Origin of the sequence: Lactobacillus kullabergensis, assembly GCF_003151025.1 — a bacterium.
GTDB lineage: Bacteria > Bacillota > Bacilli > Lactobacillales > Lactobacillaceae > Lactobacillus > Lactobacillus kullabergensis.
Map to the genome: position 1 here is coordinate 681,281 of NZ_CP029477.1, position 22,445 is coordinate 703,725.

The window sequence follows — 22,445 nt, forward strand, 5'->3', positions numbered from 1 at the left end:
TCTTAAGGAGGACTTTAGAATATGACAGTTAAAATTGGTATTAACGGCTTTGGCCGTATTGGTCGTTTGGCATTCCGTCGCATTATGGATTTGGGCGAAAAGTCAAAGGATATTGAAGTTGTTGCTATTAACGACTTGACTACTCCAGCACTTTTAGCACACTTGCTAAAATATGACTCAACTCATGGCACTTTCAACCACGAAGTTTCAGCTACTGAAGATTCAATCGTTGTAGATGGCAAGAAATACCGTGTATACGCAGAACCTCAAGCTCAAAACATTCCTTGGGTTAAGAATGATGGTGTTGACTTTGTTCTTGAATGTACTGGTTTCTACACAAGCAAGGCTAAGTCACAAGCTCACCTTGACGCAGGTGCCAAGAGAGTCTTGATTTCAGCTCCTGCTGGTAATGACTTAAAGACTATTGTTTACTCAGTAAACGATGATACTTTAGATGCAAACGACAAGATAGTTTCAGCTGGTTCATGTACTACTAACTCATTAGCACCAATGGTTGACGCTTTGCAAAAAGAATTTGGTATTAAAGTAGCTACTATGACTACTATCCACGCTTACACTTCAACCCAAATGCTTTTGGATGGTCCTGTTCGTGGTGGTAACATGCGTGCCGCTCGTGCTGCTGCAGTTAACATTATTCCTCACTCAACTGGTGCTGCTAAGGCCATTGGTCTTGTTGTTCCAGAATTGAATGGTAAAGTTAACGGTCATGCACAACGTGTTCCAGTTACTGATGGTTCATTAACTGAATTAGTTTCAATCCTTGACAAGAAAGTTACTGCTGACGAAGTTAACTCAGCATTGAAGAAGTACGAGAGTCCATCATTTGGTTACAACGATGATGAAATCGTTTCAAGTGATGTAGTTGGTATGACTGCTGGCTCAATCTTTGACCCAACTCAAACCATGGTAACTACTGCCGGTGACAATCAATTAGTTAAGACTGTTGCTTGGTACGACAATGAATACTCATTCACTTGCCAAATGGTTCGTACTTTGTTGAAATTTGCTACTCTTTAATCTGTAATATTTGATTACTGTTAAGTGGTGAAAGAGAAGGCGGAGGGAAATTCTTCCTTCCGCCTTTTTTTCAAAATAAAAATAATTAAGTTATCGGAGGATATAGATGGCTAAATTAATTGTTTCTGACCTTGATGTAAAAGGCAAAAAAGTTTTAGTCCGTGTTGATTTTAACGTACCAATTAAAGATGGTGTCATTGGAGATGACAACAGAATTGTTGCTGCACTTCCTACTATCAAATACATTATTGAAAATGGTGGTAAAGCAATTTTGCTTAGTCACTTGGGCCGTGTAAAGTCTGATGACGATAAGAAAGAATTGTCATTAAAACCAGTTGCAGAACGTTTAAGCGAACTTTTGAAGAAACCAGTAACTTTTGTTCCAGCTAACGAAGGTAAAGAAGTTGAAGATGCTGTTGCCAAAATGCAAGACGGTGACGTTGATGTTTTGGAAAACACTCGTTTCCAAGATATTGATAATGATTTTGGCAAGCGTGAAAGCAAGAATGATCCTAAGTTAGGTGAATACTGGGCTTCATTAGGTGACATGTATGTTAACGATGCTTTTGGTACAGCTCACAGAAGCCATGCTTCAAATGTTGGTATTGCTGAAGCCATGAAGAAGGACGGCAAGCCAGTTGCTGCAGGTTTCTTAATGGAAAAAGAAATTAAGTTCTTGGGTGATGCTGTTGCTAACCCTGTACATCCATTCGTTACAATTTTAGGTGGTGCCAAGGTTTCAGACAAGATCGATGTTATTACTAACCTCATTCCAAAATCTGACCACATTTTAATTGGTGGTGGTATGGCTTACACATTCTTAGCAGCTCAAGGCCATGAAATTGGTAAATCTTTGTTTGAACCAGATAAAGTAGATCTTGCAAAAAAATTGTTGCAAGACGCTGATGGTAAAATTGTTTTGCCTGTTGACAATGTTGCAGCTACTGAGTTTTCTAATGATGCAGCTCGTAAAGTTGTAGAAGATGACATTCCTGAAAACATGATGGGTCTTGATATCGGTCCTAAGACTGTTGCCAAGTTCAAAGATGTTTTAAAGGATGCCAAGACAGTTGTTTGGAACGGACCAATGGGTGCCTTTGAAATGTCAAACTTTGCTGAAGGTACTCTAGAAGTTGGAAAGGCTCTTGCTGACTTAACTGATGCTACTACTATTATCGGTGGTGGTGACTCAACTGCAGCCGCTAAACAACTTGGTATCGCTCCTAAGATCACCCACATTTCTACTGGTGGTGGTGCTTCTTTGCAATATCTTGAAGGTAAGGAATTACCAGGAATTGCCTGCATTTCAGACAAGTAAACTTTAAGAAAGGACATTATTTACATGCGTACACCAATTATTGCTGGTAACTGGAAATTACATATGAATCCTAAGCAAACAACTGAGTTTGTTGCTGCCGTAAAGGATAAATTGCCAGAAGCAAGTAAAGTTGAAGCACTGATTTGTGCTCCTGCTGTTGATCTCGAAAGTTTAGCTCAAGCCGCAAAAGGTTCTGAATTACGTGTCGGTGCAGAAAATGCTTATTTTGAGGATGAGGGTGCCTTTACTGGTGAAACTTCACCTAAAGTTTTAAAAGAAATGGGCATGAATTACTGCATTATTGGTCACTCTGAACGCCGTGGCTACTTCCACGAGACAGATGAAGATATTAACAAGAAAGCTAAAGCTTTATTTGCTAATGACATTACGCCAATTATTTGCTGTGGTGAATCACTTGAAACACGTGAAGCTAACAAGCAAGAAGATTGGGTAGTTAGTCAAATAAAAGCCGCTCTTGCCGGTCTTTCTGCTGACCAAGTTTCTAACTTAGTTATTGCTTATGAACCTATCTGGGCAATAGGTACAGGTAAGACTGCCAGTTCTGATCAAGCTGAAGAAATGTGCAAAACTATTCGTGACACTGTTAAAGATTTATACAACGAAGAAACTGCTGAGAACGTTAGAATTCAATATGGTGGTTCAGTAAATCCTGGCAATGTTAAAGAATTAATGGCTAAACCAGACATTGATGGTGGTTTAGTTGGTGGTGCCTCACTTAAGCCTGATTCATTCTTAGAATTAGTAAACTATCAAGATTAGTTTTAAATGTAATTTATCAAAAAGTTTCTGCGATTTGATGTGAACCCTAAATTTAGGACACTTTATATTAGCTGCTAACTGAGGACTAGCTTCCGATATTCAAGCGGAGTTAGTCCTTTTAGTTTGATTTTGATTCTATTCTGATTGTAATACTCAATGTAGTCTCTAATCGCATCTTCCAGTTCAGTGAGATTTTTAAACTGTTTTTCAAAGCCATAAAACATTTCTCGTTTGAGTATGCCGAAGAAGCCTTCCATTAACCCATCATCAAGCGAATTGCCCTTGCGTGACATTGATTGGCTAATGCCACGATTTTTGAGCCATGCTTGAAACTGGCCGTTTTGGTATTGCCAGCCTTGATCAGTGTGAAAGATCAAGCCATTCAGTGCCGGATGCTTGTCCCAGGCCTTTCTTAACATATCCATGGTCTGCTTAAGATTAGGGCTGCGGGAAATGGTATAGGAAACAATCTCTTGAGTGCAGCCATCAATGATCGGTGATAAATAGGTCTTTTGCCCCTTGAGCTTAAACTCCGTCACATCTGAATACCATTTGTGATTGGGATAAACCGCACTGAAGCTGCGTTTAATCAGGTCAGGCTTAATCGGACCCTGAGTGCCGCGATAGCTGCTGTATTTGTGCCAGCGTTTACTGACTATGCCAAACAGTTTCAGCTTGTTCATTAAGCGCTGCACCTTTTTATGGTTGACTAATAAACCGCGACGCCTAAGTTCTGCAGTAATGCGGCGATAGCCATAGCGGTGCTTGTGTTCTTCATAGATAGTTTTGATTTCTGCCATTATTTCTCGATTATCCCGCTCTTTGTCCTTCTTCTTTAAAGTGTAGTAGTAATTACTACGGGATAAGTGCGGCAGATTGGGATTGGCATTAATGGCATCAAGAATAAAAGTTACGCTGACTTTAAGCTCGCGCCTTAGTTGGGTAACTGCCTGGGCTATTTCCGCGGCTTGCGGTTCTTGGTCCGCTGGTCGACTAAGACGCTCAATTTTTTTACGAATTCGTTCTCGATTTTCAGCTTTAAGTTCTGCTGGCGTAAGCGGTCGTTCTCTTGCTTGAGCCGATGATTTTCCTGTTTGATCAGCTGTTCTCTTTTGGTCATGGGGCGGTCGTCCTCTCTGCTTGTTAACGATATTATACCCATTTTTACGATATTCGCGCAGCCAATTAGACAACATGCCACTACTTTTTAAGCCCAAGTCAATAGATACTCGACGGGCAGGCTCATGTTCAACTATGATTCGCCTAAGAGCTTGCTCCTTAAAATTACTTGTATAAGCAGTGAAAGGCTGATCTAAAATAGCTAGACCGTGACGGCCAATTAAAGCTAACAAGTAATTAATATTAGTCTTGCCAACACGATAACGCTGACTTAGCTCAGCAGGGCTGATTTGATAATCGTGCCAAAGATGATAGATTTCAACTTTATCTTGTTTAGATAATTTGGACATAAAAATGACCCCCAAATTTGTCCTAAATTTGGGGGTCATATCAATTCACAGAAACTTTTTTTGTTTAACCGAAAAATATAATTATTTTGTGCTTGATTTGTAATAAAATATAAAATACTATAAATTCATAAGTAATAAATATATAAATAATAAGATCAGGTAGTGAAATGAAAAAGAAAGGTAATTTTAAACTAGCAGAAATATTGGTAGCACTCTTGGGTGTGCTAATTTTAGGATTCTGTATTCAAGATAGTAACAATTTTACTGGTTTTAGTAATACTGTAAACGCAAAACCTGTTAAGGGAGACTTAGGAAAATTTACTGTACCTAAAAAAATGCGCGGCACATGGTATGGTAAATATTTTGACATCAATGGTATTAAAGCAAAGAAAGTTGATAAGATTAAAATTACTGCCCACACGATTGCCGGGAGTCCATTGCATAAGCAAGAAGCGAATTTTAAAGGTACCAAAATACCTAAGGCGGCTCGGAACTGGTCGAGAACATATTATCCAGTAAAGTTTAAAAAAGATAAGGGGATAAAATACATATCCATGTATCCGTGGGTAAGTCCGGTTTTATCTGGTGAGAGTCTTGGCTTATATCATTACAAAGGACATAGGGTTTTAATTGATAGAACTACATCCTCATTTAGAATTACTAATGTTTATTGGAAAACGCGCAAGCTTGCTAAAAAATATGGAGGTCATAAGCCTAAAGAGTTTAAAAGATACGGAGAATGGTAATTTCATACATTTTTCCTAAGTAATCGAGGTCACTATTCATAGTGGCTTTTTGCTTACTTTTAATGATATCGCTTGCAATAAGGAAAATACCTGTCCATAATATGAGGTAAAAATTATAGTAAGGAGGCAATACTATGAAACTTCGTAAAACTGCCATTTGGACAGCAGCAGTAATTGCTTTAGCTGCAGCAGGTGGAATTATTAATAGCCAGACAAATCAAGCTCAGACTATTAAGGTGCAAAAATCCGTTAAGAAGATCAGTTATAAAACTAAGTATGGCTTTAAAAGAGATTTCAAATTTCCACAATCATGGCGGGGCAAGTGGTTTAGTAATACACATGGTCACTTGAGCAACATGATTATTAAGAAAAATGGTTTCAACACACCTTGGACTGGAGAATACGTTGAATTAGTTTCAGCCGGCAAAGTAAAAGGTACTGGTAAATACTTATGGCAAATGCCCCAGAGTTGGTTTACAAAACATAATAAAATATTCAAAAAATTGGGACGAGTAACAACTAAAAACTTAAAAAATAAAAAGTGGATAGTTTTTAGTCCGATTGATGAAAATAATATCAAAATAGGATATGCTTTCAGTTTACAAAATAAAAAAATTGACGGTAAAACCCAGAAAGTAATGTTTGAAGCTAATCCTAAGACTGGCGAAATCTATGATCAATTTTATCGTTCACCAAAATTAGCACAGAAATACCAAAATTATCATTTTAAGAATGAAACGTATGCTCCTGTTTTTAATCAATATCAAAAAAAGTAAATATTTCAGAATAAAAACTGGTTTTTAAATGGAACCAGTTTTTGCTTTAAAAATGTATTTCTTAAATTGAATAGCAAGTTTATAATTATTACTATATAATAATTATTTTTAGGAGAAAATGAATGTCTAAAAAAATTACTGCATTAACTGCCATAGCATCTCTTACTCTATCACTTAGTGTACCGATTAAAGCAAACGAGCCGCAAACAGTGCAGGCAGCGCAAAAACAGAAGAGCCAGTTTAAGCTGGGAAAGCAATTTAAATTTCCCAAGACATGGCAAGGTAAGTGGTTTAGCAACAATAATCTTACACCGAGTCCCATGTTTATTCACAAGTCTGCTTTTAATACTCCTTGGGCAAATGATTATGTTAAAGTTGTGAAAACAGGTTTCGTTAAAGGAACAAAAAAGTATCCCTGGCAAATGCCTAATTCATGGAAACAAAGTAATAAAAATGAACTTGCTAAATACATGCGTGTTACAACAAGAAAAATAAATGGTAATGAATGGATCATTCTTAGCCCAATCCAAGAGAAATCTTTTAAAAACGGCTTTGCTTTTGCAATCAAAAATGAAAAATTAGCTGGTAAAAATCATAAAATTTTATTTCAAGGTAATCCACAAAATGGGTTGGTAATAAATCAATATTTTAAATCCAAAGCTTTAACCAATAAGTATAGTACTCATGAATTTAAAAACATGAAGTATAGTAAAATTAATCCACGTTAAGATATTAAACTGTAGTCTCAACTCTTTGTGATTACAGTTTTTTTATGAAAAGTTAGGAGGTAATCGTGAAACTACTGTTAACAGGGGATAGCATTATTGCACGCAAAGAAGGCTTAAAAGAGCCTCGTATTAATGCGGAGATAAAAGAAAAAATACCAGACACAAATTTAGTTAATACGGCAGTTTCTGGTATTAACTCAGGAGCATTTTACGCATTATTGCCAGATTTAGTGTTAAAAGTTGAGCGTTGTGACAAATTAATTCTACTCTTGGGAACTAATGACTTGGCCCTGCACAAAAATGTTCCAGTTACACAATTTAGTAAAAATATGTCTCTCATAATTTCCAGCGTAATTTGTTTATATTATCCGCAAAATGTAATTTTGATTTCACCGCCTGCAGTTGATGAGAGCAGACAAAAAAAGAGAAACAATCGTGAAATAGCTATTTATACTACAGAATTAATAAAACTAGCCGAAACTTATAATTTGAATTTTATTGACCTATTTCAAGCTATGATTAAACATGGTGACTTAAAAACGCTTTGTCAAGGACAATTGAATGATGGCTTGCATTTTGGAACAGAAGGATACAAGTTGTTGTCAGATTTACTGGTAAACGAACTAAAAAGTTAAAAAATACTCCTTTATTTTGTTTGCTATAGAGTTACCTCAAAAGCTTATACTATTTATTAATCGTATAAGGAATTTTAAAGAAATTCAGATAATTGTCGGAGCTGTAAAATTAGCCATTTTGATGATCACTTGTTAACTTTTGAAAAAGAAAAATTGGCATATGAAAGGTCAACCGAAATTTAATTCCGTCCAAAAGTCCTCTTAAAATTATGTTTTAGGAAGGCTTTTTATGTTTTACTGAAATAAAATGTTTATAACGATAGCTTGTTTGACCGAATACTTTTTGTTAATATTATTAATAAATTATAAATTAATTAAATAGCCGTAAAAAACTATTTATTATCTTAATGATAGTTTAGGAGGCCAAAATGTACCATTATTTCAAAAAACATGCATTCACAGTTATAATAGCTTGCTTATTACTACTGTTAAATTCAGTATTGCAAGTTTTGGCTGCTACCAAAATGGCTGTACTCGCAAATTATCTTATTGCGGGTAAAATTGCCTCCTTTATTAAAATGTTAGTCATTATATTTATGCTCTGGTTTTTGACATTTATCATTTCCTTTTTTGAAAATTATCTTCAAGAAAACGCCACGCAGGATATTCTAAGTGATATTCGCAGTGACATTGTTACTAGTTTAATTAAACTTCCTCAAAATAAATTTAAAGAAAATCCAGTTGATTATTATGAGTCTTACTTGCAAAATGATGTCAATTTAATTCAAAAAGAAGGCTTAAATACCTTTTTTCTAATTGTACGTTTTAGCGGTAATGCGATTTTTGCTTTAGCAGCACTATATCTTTATAGTTATATTCTTTTTCTTGCTGCAATTATTTTAGTTTTGATAATTGTTTTAGTTCCGCGTTTTTGTAAAAAGTTTCTTACTACCGGAGTTGCTAAGATTTCTCAGGCAAATGAAAAATTTTTAAAATATACGAGCAGTGGTTTGCACGGTTATGATACTTTATATGCCTTTAATGTTCTCAGCGAAATAAAGAAATTAGTAGCTGCTGGTTCACAATCACTAAAAGAGGCGAATGTACATAACACAGTTAGACGTTCAGCTGTTGACATTATAACTGGTGTGATTAATATAGGCAGTCAACTGCTTATTTTAGGAATTACTGGGGCACTGCATTTTCAAGGAAAAATCAGCGCCGGAGCTATATTGGCCACGGCCGAATTAGCTACTAAAGTGTTCGACTCAGCAGGCATTATTAACCGTTATTTTGCCCAACTTCTTTCTACATCAAGTATCTTTGCCAAGTTTAATAATTTGAAAGAAGAAAATGAAAATAAGGTTGAAAAATTTGCTAAAACAACTTTTCCAATGGAATTCAGAACTTTGGAATTTCGCAATGTTTCTTTTGCATATCCTCAAGCAAAAGAAGAAATACTGCATAATTTTTCTTTTGTTTTTAAAAAAGGAGATTTTTATAAGCTAAATGGTATTTCGGGACGAGGTAAGTCGACCTTATTAAAGTTAATTACTGGGCAATTAAAGCCTAATCGGGGGAAAATACTGCTTAATGGAGTTGATATTAATACCATACCGCGAAGCATAATTAATTCATTGATTGTTTATATGCCACAAGCAGTTACAATTTTTCCGCGCTCAATTGATTATAATATTTTGCTCGGTCGCAACTATAATAAAAAAATTCTCGACTTAGTAAAGAAAGATTTTAATATTAGCGATGAATGGAAATTCGATTCGCTTTCGGGTGGCCAGGAACAGCGTGTTGCATTGGCTAGGCTGATTGATACTAAAGGTAAAATAATTTTGCTTGATGAAAGTTTTTCCAGTATTGACTTGAAAACAGCGCAAGAATTATTACAAAAATTACTTAAAAGAGTTGAAACAGTAATAGTAGTTTCACATCGAAATGAGGAAATTGCTCAATTCAATTTTAAAATTTTGTCATTAGATTGAGCTAAAATTTCTAAAAATCAAATTAAAAAAGTTACCAGCAAAATCAGTCTGACTTACTTGTAACTATTTAATTAAAGTTAACATTATATTTACGGCCAATAGGTGGAAAAGTCGGCAATCTTAGCGGAGTTGTATGCCACTGGGTGAAAAGCGTAGCACATAATAAAATAAATGGAACATCTTCAGGTCGTTCAATGTCGCAGATCAAGACTACGCCCTCACTTTGAACAACAGTACGCACTGTTGCGACTTTTTTGATACCAAAGAGGAACTTATAACTTCCCTTTTTGATACTGCCAGAGACTATATAATTTAACCTGGTAATATAGAAAAGATTAGCTACTTTATTGTTTAGTCTTTTAACCTTTACTAACGAATGGTTAACAACATCAATTGTATATGAAGAAATAATTCCATTGCCGTCAGTATAAAGTCGACCAATTTCTTTACCGGTAAATTTTTTTAGATAAAGGGTATGGTTAGGATTATCTAAATTGCCTTGAATAATATACTGAATTTTATTGTTTTCATTTGCTACAGGTATTTGACCATATTCCTGTTTTTGAGTTAATTCCAATAAGTAGCGCATCTAAGCACCTCTATTCTTTAGCGTTATTTTTAATAAATTTCCTTAATATGTAAGCAACTCCATTATCATTGTTTGATTTAGTTTTGACCTGTGCCAACTTTTTGATTGTCGGTATTGCGTTTGCCATGGCTACGCCGGTTCCAGCGTCTTTAATCATACTGGCGTCATTTAAATTATCGCCGATAGCAGCCACCTCTTCACGTTTAAGACCTTTCATTTGGGCATAATCAAGAAGTGCAGGTCCTTTTTGAGCTTTAATATCATTAATTTCAATGTTAGCAGCGGAACTTGAAGTAACAACGACATTGCCTAAAGCATTGATTTCTTTTTTAGCTTTAGCAAAGGCAGATTGTCCGTGAGCATCAAATGCGATGATCTTCATTATCTCAATTTTATCATTAGCTAATAATTGATCAAGATTCTCAACTAAAGTCATACTTAACATCGCATCACTACCAGCAGCTGTAGCAACAGCCCTTTTAAAAGTAACACCTGGATTAAGTATCATTAATGCTCGAGCAAGATTAACTACACGTTTACTAATATCGCTTGAATATATTTTATCAGTAGTTACTAATTCAAAGTATATATTATTTTCTTTAAGAATCTTTGAAATTGAACTCGCTTTGTCATTAGGCAATTTGTGTTTAACTTTTAAATTATTGTCGGCATCGTAGACTAAGGCGCCATTAATATTGATAAAGCCTGTCTTAAGGCCATATTTTTCAATGGTTCTGCGAGATTGGCGTGGTGTTCGTCCTGTTGCCACTAAAAATTCAATACCGTTTCTTTGTGCTGCACGAATTGCAGCTACATTTTCATCTGAAATAGCCATATCACTATTAAAAAGAGTTCCGTCTAAATCACAAGCTACTAATTTAATCAATGGTAAAATTGCTCCTCTTCCAAGTTTGATAAACATTTTGGTACTTATCATATTAATATATATGAAGAAAACCTTACTTTTTATTTTGTTGAACTTAGCTAAAAAGTAAGAAGAAATTAAAAGTACCAATTTGATTCACTTTGATAATTAATTTCATGATAACATAAAAGTTAGTGAAAGAGAGGCTGTTGAAGTAATGAAAAAGTTTATAGGTAATGACTGGGATAATATTTTGGCTCCTGTTTTCGAAAGTGAAAAGTATCAGCAATTACATGAATTCTTAAAAAAAGAATATGCCACTAAAAAAATTTATCCAGACATGTATCATATTTTTACTGCTTTTAAATTAACTTCGTTTGCAAATACAAAAGTTGTAATATTGGGGCAAGATCCATATCATAATCCGGGCCAGGCAACAGGGATGAGCTTTTCGGTTAATCCGGGGGTAAAATTGCCTCCTTCTCTTCAAAATATCTATAAGGAACTTTATGATGATGTTGGTTGCAGACCCGTTAATCATGGTTATTTAAAAAAATGGGCAGATCAAGGTGTTTTACTATTAAATGCTGTTTTAACAGTCCCTTATGGTCACGCTAACGGTCATCAGGGTAAAGGCTGGGAAGACGTTACTGATGCTGCTATTAAGGCTCTTAGTGATCGCGGTAAAGTGGTTTTTATACTATGGGGTCGCTATGCTCAAAATAAAATCGTTTTAATTGACCAGAATAAAAATTTTGTGATTAAATCAGCTCATCCAAGTCCATATTCTGCGGATAGAGGATTTTTTGGATCGAGACCTTTTTCACGTTGCAATGAAGCACTGAAAAACTTTAACGAAATTCCAATTGATTGGCAATTGCCCTCAAATATAACAAAAGAAGATTTAGCATAGGTAGGAAGTAAATGAGCGTTTTCGATTTATTAAAAAATAAAGTAAAAAAAGCAGAAAAAAATATTCAAATAGTCTTTCCTGAAGCAAGTGATTCCCGCATTTTAAAAGCTGCTAGTAAATTGTCACTTGAAAAGGTCGTCACACCGGTTTTATTGGGGAACCAGAAAAAAATTATCGACTTAATTCAAAAGGAAAATTTAGATTTTGAAGATTTGAAAATAGCAAATCCGGTTAACTATGAAAATAAAAAAGCTATGGTTCAGAGTTTTATTAAAGCACGAGGAAAAGATATTCCACAGAGTGAAGTTGAAGAATCACTGAAAGACCCAAATTATTTTGGTACTATGCTGGTAGAAATGGATGAAGCTGACGGTATGGTTTCAGGAGCTGCCCATTCAACAGCTGCAACTGTCAGACCTGCTTTACAGTTAATTCATACGTCAAAGGGAATGAAACGAGTTTCTGGCAGTTTTATTATGGAAAAAAAAGATAAAAAGTATGTCTTTGCTGACTGTGCAATTAATTTGGATCCGGATAGTGAAACTTTGGCTGAGATTGCTTACCAGTCAGTTAAAACTGCCCAAATGATTGATATTGATCCTAAAGTAGCATTTCTAAGTTTTTCAACTAAAGGCTCAGCTAAGGGTGAGATGGTTACTAAAGTAAAACAGGCTGCTGAAATTTTTAAAAATAATCATCCTGAAATTTTGGCAGATGGTGAATTGCAATTTGATGCAGCCTTTGTGCCTGATGTTGCTGCAAAAAAAGCTTCTGATTCTCCTTTAAAAGGCCAGGCCAATGTTTTTATATTTCCTGAACTGCAGTCTGGGAATATTTCCTATAAATTAGCTCAAAGACTAGGAAATTTCACCGCTATTGGTCCGATTTTGCAAGGACTTCGTAAGCCTGTTAATGACCTATCGCGCGGAGCAAGTACTCAGGATGTATATAATATTGCCATATTGACTGCTGCACAGGTATTACTAAGGAATGAAGAAAATGAAGCTTAATGTCAATTCAGCGCAACAAATGCAGGACCTAGGTCGGGTTATAGCTCAGACTGCCCAGGCACATGATCTATTGTTATTAAATGGTGATCTTGGAGCTGGAAAAACGACCCTAACTCAAGGAATTGGCAGAGCACTGGGAATTAAGCGACCAGTCAAAAGTCCTACATTTACAATTGTCCGCGAATATCCTGAGGCCAGGTTGCCTTTGTATCATATGGATTTTTATCGCTTGGAAGATGATGATTTATCTTCGATTGATTTGAATGCATATTTGGCTGAACCCGGCATGGTAGTGATTGAATGGCCAGAAGTTGTACAGGAACAATTACCAGAAACTTTTCTAGAAATCACTATTAAGCGTGTTGATGACAGTTGGGATTCGACTAAGCGAATAGTTGAATTTGATGCAAAAGGCGCGAGAAACAAAAAATGGTCTAAAAGTATTTTACAATCATTAAATTAAAAAACAGGGCTGTTATGATGTGATCCCAGTTTATCCTAATTATAGGGTTCATATCACTTCGTCCTGTTTTTTCTATTATATTTGGTAAACCAAGTTTTTTAATGCTTCATCACCGTATTGCTCATCCTGAGCTATTAGTATACCTGCACATGCCTCACTGTCACTTAATGCATTATGGTGGTGCCATAATTCAACGTTAAGTGCTTTTGAAACTGTATCAAGTCTGTGATTTGGCAACTTAGGTTCAAGCAACTTGCTGGTTTGCAACGTATCAATGACAAAATAGTGTGGTTCTTGTATGTCATAACGGGCTAAACTTTGTCGCATTACATTTGTGTCAAAGCGGGCATTGTGAGCAGTTACTAACATTCCAGGCTGATACAAATCTTTTATTTTAGGCCATACCTCTGCCATTGTAGGAGCATCTTTGACATCTTCAGCAGTTATATCGTGAATTTGAATATTATGTGCATCAAAAGGCATTTGGGGATTAATGACGGTATAAAATCGATCTACGATCTGGTTGTTGCGAACCATTACTAAAGCAAGTGAACAAGCACTTTCTGGATGCCGGTTGGCAGTTTCAAAATCCATTGCAATAAAATTCATTTTCTCACCTTTAAATTTTAATTTTAGTATAACATATGATGAAGCAATTAACTGAATGCGGTAAAATAGAAAAAGATTAGACAAAGGGGATTTTTGATTTGAAATTATCAGATTTAACCAAAAATGGCATAGAAATAAAGAGGCAGGTTCCGCTTAGTAAATATACATTTACAAAAACTGGGGGACCAGCTGAGTTTCTTGCATTTCCACGAAATGAAAGTGAGCTAAAAAACTTAGTAATTGCCGCACATGATAACAATATTCCCTTGACTATAATAGGAAATGCTTCCAATTTAATAATTCGTGATGGTGGTATCTCAGGTATAGTCCTAATTTTAACCAAAATGAATCAAATTAAAGTTGATAAAAATAAAGTTATTGCTCAAGCGGGAGCGACTATTGTCGAAACTGCATTTACAGCAGCTCATCATAGTCTAAGTGGTTTGGAATTTGCAGCTGGGATACCTGGCAGTGTTGGTGGTGCTGTGTTCATGAATGCTGGTGCCTATGGAGGTGAAACTTGCAACGTTATTGAGAGTGTTAGGGTAATGACACGTTCTGGCAATTTTAAAAATTATTCTCAATCGGAAATGAAGTTTTCCTACCGTCATTCTTTGGTTCAAGAGAATGGTGACATTGTATTAGAAGCAGTTTTTGCATTAAAAAGATCTGCAAAAAACCGCATTCTGGCGGATATGAATTATTTAAATGCTTTGCGTCAATATAAACAGCCACTGGAATACCCTTCTTGTGGCAGTGTTTTTAAACGACCAACCGGTCATTATGTTGGTCCTATGATTATTCAAGCCGGTTTACAAGGAAAACAAATTGGGGGTGCTCAAGACTCTACTAAGCATGCTGGTTTTATAGTAAATAAAGGTAATGCCACTGCAACTGACTATCTTGACCTGATTCATTTGATTCAAGAAAAAATCAAAACAAAATTTGGTCTGGATTTGCATACTGAAGTTAGAATTATTGGTAAACCTAATGATTAACCCGAAAAAATTATTAAGTTTGTCTATGATAGAAAGGAGCATTTATGCAGACTAATGGAGGACACATTTTTACATGGGGGAACTTTTCAATAATTCTTGATGTTCTGATTATTTGGTTTGTAGTTTACCACCTGGTTATTTTGATCAGGGGAACCAAGGCTGTTCAGTTAGCCAAAGGAATTGTCTTGATTTTTATTGTTCGTATCCTTGCAGGCATTTTTCAGTTACACACAACGATCTGGCTGATTGATCAAATAGTTTCATGGTCAGTTGTTGGGATAATAGTAATTTTTCAACCGGAAATTAGACGAGGTCTCGAACACTTAGGGCGCTTGCCAATTTTTGGTGGTCGAGAAGATAGTGCCCGTACTGAATCAATTCAATTTATTAATGAACTTGATAAAGCTATTCAATATATGTCGAAAAGAAGAATTGGTGCGCTAATTACAATTCAACAGGAAACTGGACTGGAAGACTATATTGAAACTGGGATTAAGCTTAACGCTGATGTTACTGGAGAACTATTAATTAATATTTTTATACCTAATACTCCATTACATGATGGTGCAGTCATTATTAATAAGGATCACAAAATTGCAGTGGCGGCAGCTTATTTACCCTTGTCTGATAATAGTATGATTCCTAAGAGACTCGGAACTCGTCACCGTGCAGCTGTTGGGATATCAGAGGTGACTGATGCAATTACCATTGTCGTTTCAGAAGAAACTGGTGGGGTAACGATCACACGTAATGGTCGCTTTTTAGTTGACATGACACGAGATGAATACTTAAAGTATCTTAATGCAGAACTGGTCCCCAAGAAAAGTGGTAACGACAAATGGTATCAAAAAATTATTCGTAAGATATGGAAATGGGGTGCCGATCGATGAAAGAGTTTTGGAAAAAATCATGGTTTATTCGGCTAGTTTCCCTTTTAATTGCTGTGTTACTGGTAATTTATGTTAATTCTACCCAAGAAGGATTTTTGTCTCAGGGACAGACGGATAAAACTAAGCAGACTGCAAATAAAACGCAAACTATTAAAGTTCCCTTACAAGTTTCGGTAGATACAGACAAATTTTATGTTGTGGGTTATCCTGAAAAAGTAAGCGTTACTCTTGAAGGATCCACTGCATTGGTTACCTCAACTATCAATACCCAAAATTTCAGAGCATATATCGATTTAACGAAAAAAAGCATTGGTCAACACAATGTTAAAGTACATGTAAATGGTATTAATAAGCAGATTTCCTATTCTGTTAATCCACGCAGCGTTGAAGTTAATATTCAACGGCGAAAGTCCACAACTATGCCCATACAAATAGAGTATAATAAGAGTGCAGTTGGTGAGGGATATCAGTTGGGACACTCCAGTGTATACCCACAACAAGTAGAGGTTACTGGAGCTCGTTCCGAGGTTGATCAAATTGATCAAATAATTGCTAAAGTTGTTCTACCTAATGGAATCGATCATACTTATGAACGTCAAGTCAGTTTAATAGCTGAAGATCGTAAGGGCAGACAACTTAATGTTGTAATTGATCCAGCTACAGCTAAAGTGACAATTCCAATTACTACATCTAAGAAAGCAGTTAAAATAAAGCTCAAACCTGAACATGAAAAAGTAGATAAGGTGTATTCGCTTACTGTAAAAAATAAGTATGTTACGTTATTTGGTAATGAAAAAGATTTAGCAAAAATTAAAAATCTAGAGGTTCCTGTTGATTTAGGTTCGGTTACTTCTACTACAACTAAGACTATTACTCTAGATTTACCTGATGGTATTGTTAAGTCTAATCCCACGCAAATTGCTGTAGAAGTAAAAGTAGATAATGCAAACGATTCAAAAAATAAAAATAATTAAGATAGAGAGGTTGTTTACTAATGTTAAAATATTTTGGCACTGATGGAGTTCGTGGAGTGGCTAATCAAGACCTGTCACCAGAATTGGCGTTTAAATTAGGTCGTGACGGTGGATATGTCTTAACCAAAAATAAAGCCAAAGAAGAACAGGCTAAAGTTTTAGTCTCACGTGATACAAGAATCTCTGGCCAAATGTTGGAATATGCTTTGATATCAGGTCTTTTATCTGTTGGAATTGAAGTCTTGGAAGTCGGAGTAATAACTACCCCTGGTTTGTCATATTTAGTGCGTGCTCAAGGAGCAGATGCAGGAGTACAAATTTCTGCTTCCCACAATCCTGTCGAAGATAATGGTATTAAGTTTTTTGGTAGTGATGGCTTGAAGTTATCTGATGAAATGGAAGGAAAAATTGAACAACTAATTGATGCACCTGAGGACAAATTGCCTAGACCTTCTGCTAAAGGTTTGGGATCTGTCACTGATTTTCATGAAGGCAGTGCAAAATATTTACAATTTATCGAAAATACAATTCCGGAAGACCTTAGCGGCATCAAAGTCGTTATTGACGGTGCCAACGGTGCTGCCAGCAGTTTGATTTCCCGGTTATTTGCTGATTGTGGGGTTGATTTCACTACTATTGCTACTCATCCTGATGGCTTGAATATTAATGATCATGTTGGCGCTACGCATACCGAAAGGCTGCAGGAAGAAGTTGTTAAGCAGGGTGCGCAACTTGGTCTCGCTTTTGATGGCGATGCTGATCGCTGCATCGCTGTCGATGAAAATGGTCATGAAGTTGATGGGGATCATATCATGTATATTCTCGGAAGCTACATGGAAGATGGAGGTCGACTAAAAAAGGACACCATTGTCACTACTGTAATGAGTAATCTCGGTTTTACCAAAGCGTTACAAAGGCGTGGGATTAAAAATGTTCGTACTCAAGTTGGCGACAGGTATGTTTCAGAAGAAATGCGAGCAAACGGCTATAACTTAGGTGGGGAGCAGTCTGGTCATGTTATTATGAGTGATTATCATAATACTGGTGACGGGATGTTGACTGGCTTGCATCTAATGTTAGTAATGAAAAAAACAGGCAAAACTTTAACAGAATTGTTAACTGACTTTAAAGAATATCCTCAGTGCTTAGTAAATGTTCCGGTTAAAGATAAGAATTCTTGGAAAAATCATGAACCGATTATGAATGTAATAAAAGAAGTTGAAAGTGATATGGGAGATGAAGGAAGAGTATTAGTTCGTCCTTCAGGAACTCAGTCGCTTCTGCGGGTAATGGCTGAAGGTCCTACTCAAGAAGAAACAGATGCTTACGTTAAGAGAATAACTGATGTAGTTGAAGCGGAAATGGGCGTATAAATAAATTAGCCCCACTGTTTTTTGAGCTAAAAAGCAGGTAAACAAGAATAAGACCCCCCAAATCTACGGCGAATTTGGGGGTCTTATTCTATTTTTTTAATCTTTTTCTATATTGTCTGGCGTGACATCTGCTGCTGTATTAGTTGGTTTTAAATGCTTGCCAAAGAGATATTTAGCAGTTGACGCTTTTACAAAATTATACTCCTCGGATCTTGCTGGTGAATTTAGGACTTCATAAAATAATTCAGCTTTTTTATCTGCTCGTATCCATATATATCTTAGACCTGTAACAGAAGTAATGTCACCTAACCTAAACTTTATTCTATCCGCAAATTCTCCTTTTGTATTATAAAGATCTGCGTCACTTACAAATTTTATATACATGATGTTAGTATATGGCAGCAAACTTTGACGAGGCTGAGTTTTAATATCATCTCTTAAAAAACAAACAAGTTCATACTGTTTTTTATTCGATATACCTCTAAAACTCTATTATCAAGCATAACAATTTTGTTCGTTCCAGCTAGTTCTTCTCTGTCACTACGATGATCAACCACTAGTCTTGTACCTTTTTTGACATACTTATTGGTAAATTCACCTTTATTATTAACAAGATTTGCTTTCCCATTACCATTATCAGCAGATAATGGTATTGAAGCTATACGAACAGTATCGTAGTTAATACATAAAATATATCCATCAATGCTTCTAACATTTACAGCCTTGATATAACCACCATGACCGATATTATAGTATTGCTTTCCCTTAAATGTCTATGAAGGCTAAATTTTACGTAAAACAAAAAGTATCAAGAAGCCAGCTTCCTTTAGAATATTACTAAATATTATTTTTGCTTTTTATTTGACGGCTTTTGCTTGTTCAAAGAAATAACTGTTTAACTCTTCTCAGTTTAAAATTTTTAACATTTATTTTTGCTCTTTTATTGCGTTAGCAACAGTAGTTTCACGTTAAAGTATAGACCAATCATTAAAATATAGCTTGACCAATTACTTTAAAAAAGCTAATATTCCATACGTGAGTTGAATTATTTAATTAGCCCAAAATGATATTATTGTACTAGACCAAAGGAGAAATATATGTGTGGAATTGTCGGAATTGTTGGAAAATCTGCTAGGGAAATTGTTATAAACGGATTGTCTAAGCTTGAATATCGTGGTTATGATTCAGCTGGAATTTATCTAAATAATTTAGCTGGAAAGGAATTTTTAACTAAAACAGCCGGTCGTATTCAGGATTTAAAAAATAAAATGACACCTGATGAACAAGGATTAGTTGGAATTGGGCATACTCGTTGGGCTACTCATGGAAAACCAACTGAAAATAATGCTCATCCCCAATTTGATGAAACTGAGCGCTTTTATTTGGTTCACAATGGTGTAATTGAAAACTACCAGGAATTAAAAAAGCAGTACCTTGAAGATGTTTCTTTTAAGTCTGACACCGATACTGAAGTGATAGTTCAATTAATTAGTAAGTTTGCTCGTGAAAAAAACGAAGATGCTTTTACGGCTTTAAAGCAAGCATTGCAATTAATAAAAGGATCTTATGCCCTTTTATTGGTAGATAATCAAAATCCTGACCATATTTTTATTGCTAAAAATAAATCTCCTTTGATGCTTGGACTTGGTAATGACTTTAATGTTATTGCATCCGATGCACTATCTGTATTAGATCAAACTAAAACTTTTGTCGATTTACAGGATGGAGAAGTCGGAGATATTACTAAAGATGGTTATCAACTTGAAACAATTGAGGGACAAAAAGTTAATCATAAGCCATATGAATTAAAAATTGACGAAAATGCTGCTTCTAAAGGCACTTATGAGTTTTATATGCTTAAAGAAATCTGTGAACAACCTAGTGTTTTACGCCACCTGGATCAATATTATCTTGATCAAAATGGTGATCCTAAAGTAGATGCTAAAATTATCAGTGCTTTATCAAAGGCAGACAGACTTTATATCTTTGCTGCCGGTACAAGTTACCATGCGGGTTTAGTTGGCAAACAACTTTTTGAAAAGTTGACTATGATTCCAACTGAAGTTGGATTTGCATCAGAAGCAGGATATCACTTTCCAATGATGTCAAAGCACCCATTCTTTATTTTCTTATCCCAATCCGGCGAAACTGCAGACTCACGAGTTGTGCTGCAACAAGCAATCAAAAGAAGCATACCTAGTTTAACTTTAACGAATGTTCCTAACTCTACTTTGGCGCGCGAAGCTAATTATGCCATGTCGCTTGAAGCAGGCCCCGAAATAGCTGTTGCCTCAACTAAGGCGTATACAGCTCAAGTTGCAGTTCAAGCTATTGTAGCTAAAGCTTTGGGCGAGAAATTAGGAAATAAAGACGCTACGGCGTTTGACTTAAAAGAGAATTTTGCTTTGGCTGCTGAAGGAATTGAACAAGTAATTTCCAGTCAGTCAAAAATTGAACAGCTTGCTCAGAAATATATTATACCAAGTCGCAATGCTTTTTATATCGGCAGGGGAATCGATTATCCAGTTGCTTTAGAGGCGGCCTTAAAGCTTAAAGAAGTTTCTTATATCCAAACTGAAGGTTTTGCGGCAGCTGAACTGAAACATGGGACAATTTCATTGATTGAAAAGGGTACACCTGTCATTGCATTGATTAATGATCCGATTACATCGGACCTTATGCGTGGCAATATTCAAGAGGTAATCGCGCGCGGAGCTAACGTTATCACAATAGTTCGTAAATCATTAGCTAAAGCAAATGATGATCTTGTTTTGCCAGAAGTAAATTATTATTTATCTCCTCTGGTTAGTGTAGTGGCAGCACAGCTTTTTGCTTATTTTGCAGCAAAAGATAAAGGTTTGGATGTGGACAAACCGCGCAACTTAGCTAAGAGCGTGACGGTAGAATAATATTTTGAATCATCTTTTTTAACAAAAATTTTTATTTAAAACAGAATAATTCTTGAAAAAGTCGTAAGTAATTACGACTTTTTGTATAATAAAGAAAATAGCGAAAATGTGCAGGAGGATATTATTTTGGCAATAAAGTTGATTGCGGTTGATCTAGATGGCACTTTGCTGACAACTACAAAGCAGATTTTACCGGAAACTGAACGGATTCTTAAGCAGGCAAATAGCCAGGGAATTAAAATTGTTTTGGCTTCAGGAAGACCTTTGTCTGGTGTAAAGGAATTTAATAAGCAATTAGGTTTGGAGGGTAAAAAACAGTATGATATTGTTTTTAATGGTGCTGTAATTCAGGATCTGGCAGGAAACATATTAATGAATCAAGAAATGAATTATCGTGACTTTACTAATATGCGAAAACTGCAAAGATTGGCACATGTTAACCTTCACTTTGAAACCCCTGAGTGTTACTGGACTTGTGATCGTAATATAGGTGTTAACCTGGCGAGGAATGCGACCTTTACAAATAATGTGCTTAAAGTACGTAAAGCTGAAGAAATAACACAAGATTTTACTTTTAATAAAGTGGGTCTTAGCGTACTTGACGATGAGAGAGAAGTTGATAAATTGTGGAATAATATTCCTCAGTGGGCTTTTGCAAAATATGATATTGTTCGCAGTTTTTCAAGCATCATTGAAATTAATATTAAAGACGCTTCCAAGGGGAATGCTGTTTTGCAATTGGCAGAAAGATTAAAAATTAAGCCAAGCCAAATTATGGTAATTGGCGATCAAGGCAATGATATTTCCATGTTTACAAATCCTGACTTTATGAAAATTGCCATGGGTAATGCAATTGAAGAAATAAAAGATTATGCAAATTATGTGACAGAAGACAATGATCATGATGGAATTGCGAAAGCAATAAAAAAGTTCGTTCTGTAGTAAAATAAAGTTGAGTTGATTATTATGGTAGAAAAAAATAGAGAACATAATATTTCCGAAGCTGAGTGGGAAGTTATGAGAATAGTGTGGACTTTAGGAGAAATTCACACTGGAGAAGTGATTCAGCAGCTTCAGGCAAAAAAGAATTGGTCTGAATCTACAATCAAAACTTTAATGGGACGTTTGGTCAAAAAGGGTTTGTTAAAAACCCGTAAAGACGGTCGCCGATTTGTTTATTCTGCTACTGTTACTCAAATCGAAATGATGATTGAGGTCACAAAAGAAATGATGAGTCATATGTGTGATATGCATAAAGGTCAGGTAATGATAGCCATTCTTAAAGATATGCCTCTTGCTCAGGGTGACATTGCTAAAATAGAAAAAGAACTTGCTTATAAAAAAGAGAGTGCTCCCGAAATGGTTAATTGCAACTGTTTAGCTTCGGGTCAACATGACTGTTAGATTAAATAGTTAATATTCTTA

At 35.6% G+C, this 22,445-nt stretch carries 23 protein-coding genes; 18 read left to right on the forward strand and 5 right to left on the reverse strand.

Going from position 1 to position 22,445, the window contains the following annotated elements; all coding sequences use genetic code 11:
• Window positions 1-21 precede the first annotated feature (21 nt).
• From gap to tpiA, 3 genes are all read left to right on the forward strand, one after another.
• A complete protein-coding gene (gene gap, locus DKL58_RS03405; protein WP_034977515.1) occupies window positions 22-1,038 on the forward strand; it encodes a type I glyceraldehyde-3-phosphate dehydrogenase in 1,017 nt (338 codons plus the stop codon).
• 106 nt (window positions 1,039-1,144) lie between these two features.
• Window positions 1,145-2,356 carry a phosphoglycerate kinase gene (locus DKL58_RS03410; RefSeq protein ID WP_109586101.1) on the forward strand — a complete coding sequence of 404 codons (1,212 nt, stop codon included), beginning with the start codon at window positions 1,145-1,147 and terminating at the stop codon, window positions 2,354-2,356.
• 24 nt (window positions 2,357-2,380) lie between these two features.
• A complete protein-coding gene (tpiA, locus tag DKL58_RS03415) occupies window positions 2,381-3,136 on the forward strand; it encodes a triose-phosphate isomerase (protein ID WP_109586102.1) in 756 nt (251 codons plus the stop codon).
• Window positions 3,137-3,210: 74 nt separating this feature from the next.
• On the opposite strand, the gene DKL58_RS03420 is transcribed toward tpiA, so the two are convergent.
• A complete protein-coding gene (locus DKL58_RS03420) occupies window positions 3,211-4,605 on the reverse strand; it encodes an IS3 family transposase (protein WP_338034133.1) in 1,395 nt (464 codons plus the stop codon).
• 167 nt (window positions 4,606-4,772) lie between these two features.
• On the opposite strand from DKL58_RS03420, the gene DKL58_RS03425 reads away from it, so the two are divergent.
• The 5 genes from DKL58_RS03425 to DKL58_RS03445 all read left to right on the forward strand — a co-directional run bounded on the left by DKL58_RS03425 (window position 4,773) and on the right by DKL58_RS03445 (window position 9,427).
• Window positions 4,773-5,351: a hypothetical protein gene (locus DKL58_RS03425; protein WP_109586103.1), complete on the forward strand. Its 579-nt coding sequence runs from the start codon at window positions 4,773-4,775 to the stop codon at window positions 5,349-5,351.
• A 134-nt stretch (window positions 5,352-5,485) separates the two neighbouring features.
• Complete coding sequence (locus DKL58_RS03430; protein ID WP_109586104.1) at window positions 5,486-6,127, forward strand: hypothetical protein; 642 nt, start codon at window positions 5,486-5,488, stop codon at window positions 6,125-6,127.
• Window positions 6,128-6,249: 122 nt separating this feature from the next.
• Window positions 6,250-6,855 (forward strand): hypothetical protein, encoded by a 606-nt coding sequence (locus tag DKL58_RS03435; protein WP_109586105.1) that lies wholly within the window; start codon window positions 6,250-6,252, stop codon window positions 6,853-6,855.
• A 65-nt stretch (window positions 6,856-6,920) separates the two neighbouring features.
• Window positions 6,921-7,490, forward strand: a complete 570-nt coding sequence (locus DKL58_RS03440) for a GDSL-type esterase/lipase family protein (protein ID WP_109586106.1) — start codon at window positions 6,921-6,923, stop codon at window positions 7,488-7,490.
• A gap of 368 nt (window positions 7,491-7,858) precedes the next feature.
• Complete coding sequence (locus DKL58_RS03445; RefSeq protein WP_109586107.1) at window positions 7,859-9,427, forward strand: ATP-binding cassette domain-containing protein; 1,569 nt, start codon at window positions 7,859-7,861, stop codon at window positions 9,425-9,427.
• A gap of 67 nt (window positions 9,428-9,494) precedes the next feature.
• On the opposite strand, the gene DKL58_RS09515 is transcribed toward DKL58_RS03445, so the two are convergent.
• Window positions 9,495-10,016 (reverse strand): LURP-one-related/scramblase family protein, encoded by a 522-nt coding sequence (locus DKL58_RS09515; protein WP_162542322.1) that lies wholly within the window; start codon window positions 10,014-10,016, stop codon window positions 9,495-9,497.
• Between the two features lie 10 nt (window positions 10,017-10,026).
• Entirely contained in the window at window positions 10,027-10,902 is an 876-nt protein-coding gene (locus DKL58_RS03450) for a Cof-type HAD-IIB family hydrolase (RefSeq protein ID WP_045928916.1), read from the reverse strand.
• A 196-nt stretch (window positions 10,903-11,098) separates the two neighbouring features.
• On the opposite strand from DKL58_RS03450, the gene DKL58_RS03455 reads away from it, so the two are divergent.
• The 3 genes from DKL58_RS03455 to tsaE are packed head-to-tail and all read left to right on the forward strand — an operon-like array spanning window position 11,099 to window position 13,267.
• A complete protein-coding gene (locus DKL58_RS03455; RefSeq protein ID WP_045927832.1) occupies window positions 11,099-11,794 on the forward strand; it encodes a uracil-DNA glycosylase in 696 nt (231 codons plus the stop codon).
• Between the two features lie 11 nt (window positions 11,795-11,805).
• Window positions 11,806-12,804 carry a phosphate acetyltransferase gene (gene pta / locus DKL58_RS03460; RefSeq protein WP_109586108.1) on the forward strand — a complete coding sequence of 333 codons (999 nt, stop codon included), beginning with the start codon at window positions 11,806-11,808 and terminating at the stop codon, window positions 12,802-12,804.
• On the forward strand, window positions 12,794-13,267 hold the full coding sequence (gene tsaE / locus DKL58_RS03465) for a tRNA (adenosine(37)-N6)-threonylcarbamoyltransferase complex ATPase subunit type 1 TsaE (protein ID WP_045927834.1): 474 nt from the start codon (window positions 12,794-12,796) through the stop codon (window positions 13,265-13,267). Before pta ends, tsaE begins: the two co-directional genes overlap by 11 nt.
• Before the next feature lie 75 nt (window positions 13,268-13,342).
• On the opposite strand, the gene DKL58_RS03470 is transcribed toward tsaE, so the two are convergent.
• Window positions 13,343-13,876, reverse strand: coding sequence for a 3'-5' exonuclease (locus tag DKL58_RS03470; RefSeq protein WP_109586109.1), 534 nt, complete (start codon window positions 13,874-13,876; stop codon window positions 13,343-13,345).
• A 98-nt stretch (window positions 13,877-13,974) separates the two neighbouring features.
• On the opposite strand from DKL58_RS03470, the gene murB reads away from it, so the two are divergent.
• Genes murB through glmM form a run of 4 tightly spaced genes read left to right on the forward strand, consistent with a single transcriptional unit; the run spans window position 13,975 to window position 18,111 of the window.
• Complete coding sequence (murB, locus tag DKL58_RS03475) at window positions 13,975-14,874, forward strand: UDP-N-acetylmuramate dehydrogenase (protein ID WP_109586110.1); 900 nt, start codon at window positions 13,975-13,977, stop codon at window positions 14,872-14,874.
• A gap of 44 nt (window positions 14,875-14,918) precedes the next feature.
• On the forward strand, window positions 14,919-15,764 hold the full coding sequence (cdaA, locus tag DKL58_RS03480) for a diadenylate cyclase CdaA (RefSeq protein ID WP_045927837.1): 846 nt from the start codon (window positions 14,919-14,921) through the stop codon (window positions 15,762-15,764).
• Window positions 15,761-16,738: a CdaR family protein gene (locus DKL58_RS03485; protein ID WP_109586111.1), complete on the forward strand. Its 978-nt coding sequence runs from the start codon at window positions 15,761-15,763 to the stop codon at window positions 16,736-16,738. Before cdaA ends, DKL58_RS03485 begins: the two co-directional genes overlap by 4 nt.
• A 20-nt stretch (window positions 16,739-16,758) precedes the next feature.
• Window positions 16,759-18,111 carry a phosphoglucosamine mutase gene (gene glmM / locus DKL58_RS03490; protein ID WP_045927839.1) on the forward strand — a complete coding sequence of 451 codons (1,353 nt, stop codon included), beginning with the start codon at window positions 16,759-16,761 and terminating at the stop codon, window positions 18,109-18,111.
• Between the two features lie 96 nt (window positions 18,112-18,207).
• On the opposite strand, the gene DKL58_RS03495 is transcribed toward glmM, so the two are convergent.
• On the reverse strand, window positions 18,208-18,495 hold the full coding sequence (locus DKL58_RS03495; protein ID WP_162542323.1) for a hypothetical protein: 288 nt from the start codon (window positions 18,493-18,495) through the stop codon (window positions 18,208-18,210).
• 713 nt (window positions 18,496-19,208) lie between these two features.
• Between DKL58_RS03495 and glmS the strand changes: the two genes are divergently transcribed.
• The 3 genes from glmS to DKL58_RS03510 all read left to right on the forward strand — a co-directional run bounded on the left by glmS (window position 19,209) and on the right by DKL58_RS03510 (window position 22,424).
• Complete coding sequence (gene glmS, locus DKL58_RS03500) at window positions 19,209-21,020, forward strand: glutamine--fructose-6-phosphate transaminase (isomerizing) (RefSeq protein ID WP_109586113.1); 1,812 nt, start codon at window positions 19,209-19,211, stop codon at window positions 21,018-21,020.
• Window positions 21,021-21,146: 126 nt separating this feature from the next.
• The gene (locus tag DKL58_RS03505; RefSeq protein WP_045927841.1) at window positions 21,147-21,962 is read left to right on the forward strand and encodes a Cof-type HAD-IIB family hydrolase; all 816 of its coding nucleotides are present in this window, start codon (window positions 21,147-21,149) and stop codon (window positions 21,960-21,962) included.
• Between the two features lie 24 nt (window positions 21,963-21,986).
• Entirely contained in the window at window positions 21,987-22,424 is a 438-nt protein-coding gene (locus DKL58_RS03510; RefSeq protein WP_109586114.1) for a CopY/TcrY family copper transport repressor, read from the forward strand.
• Window positions 22,425-22,445 lie beyond the last annotated feature (21 nt).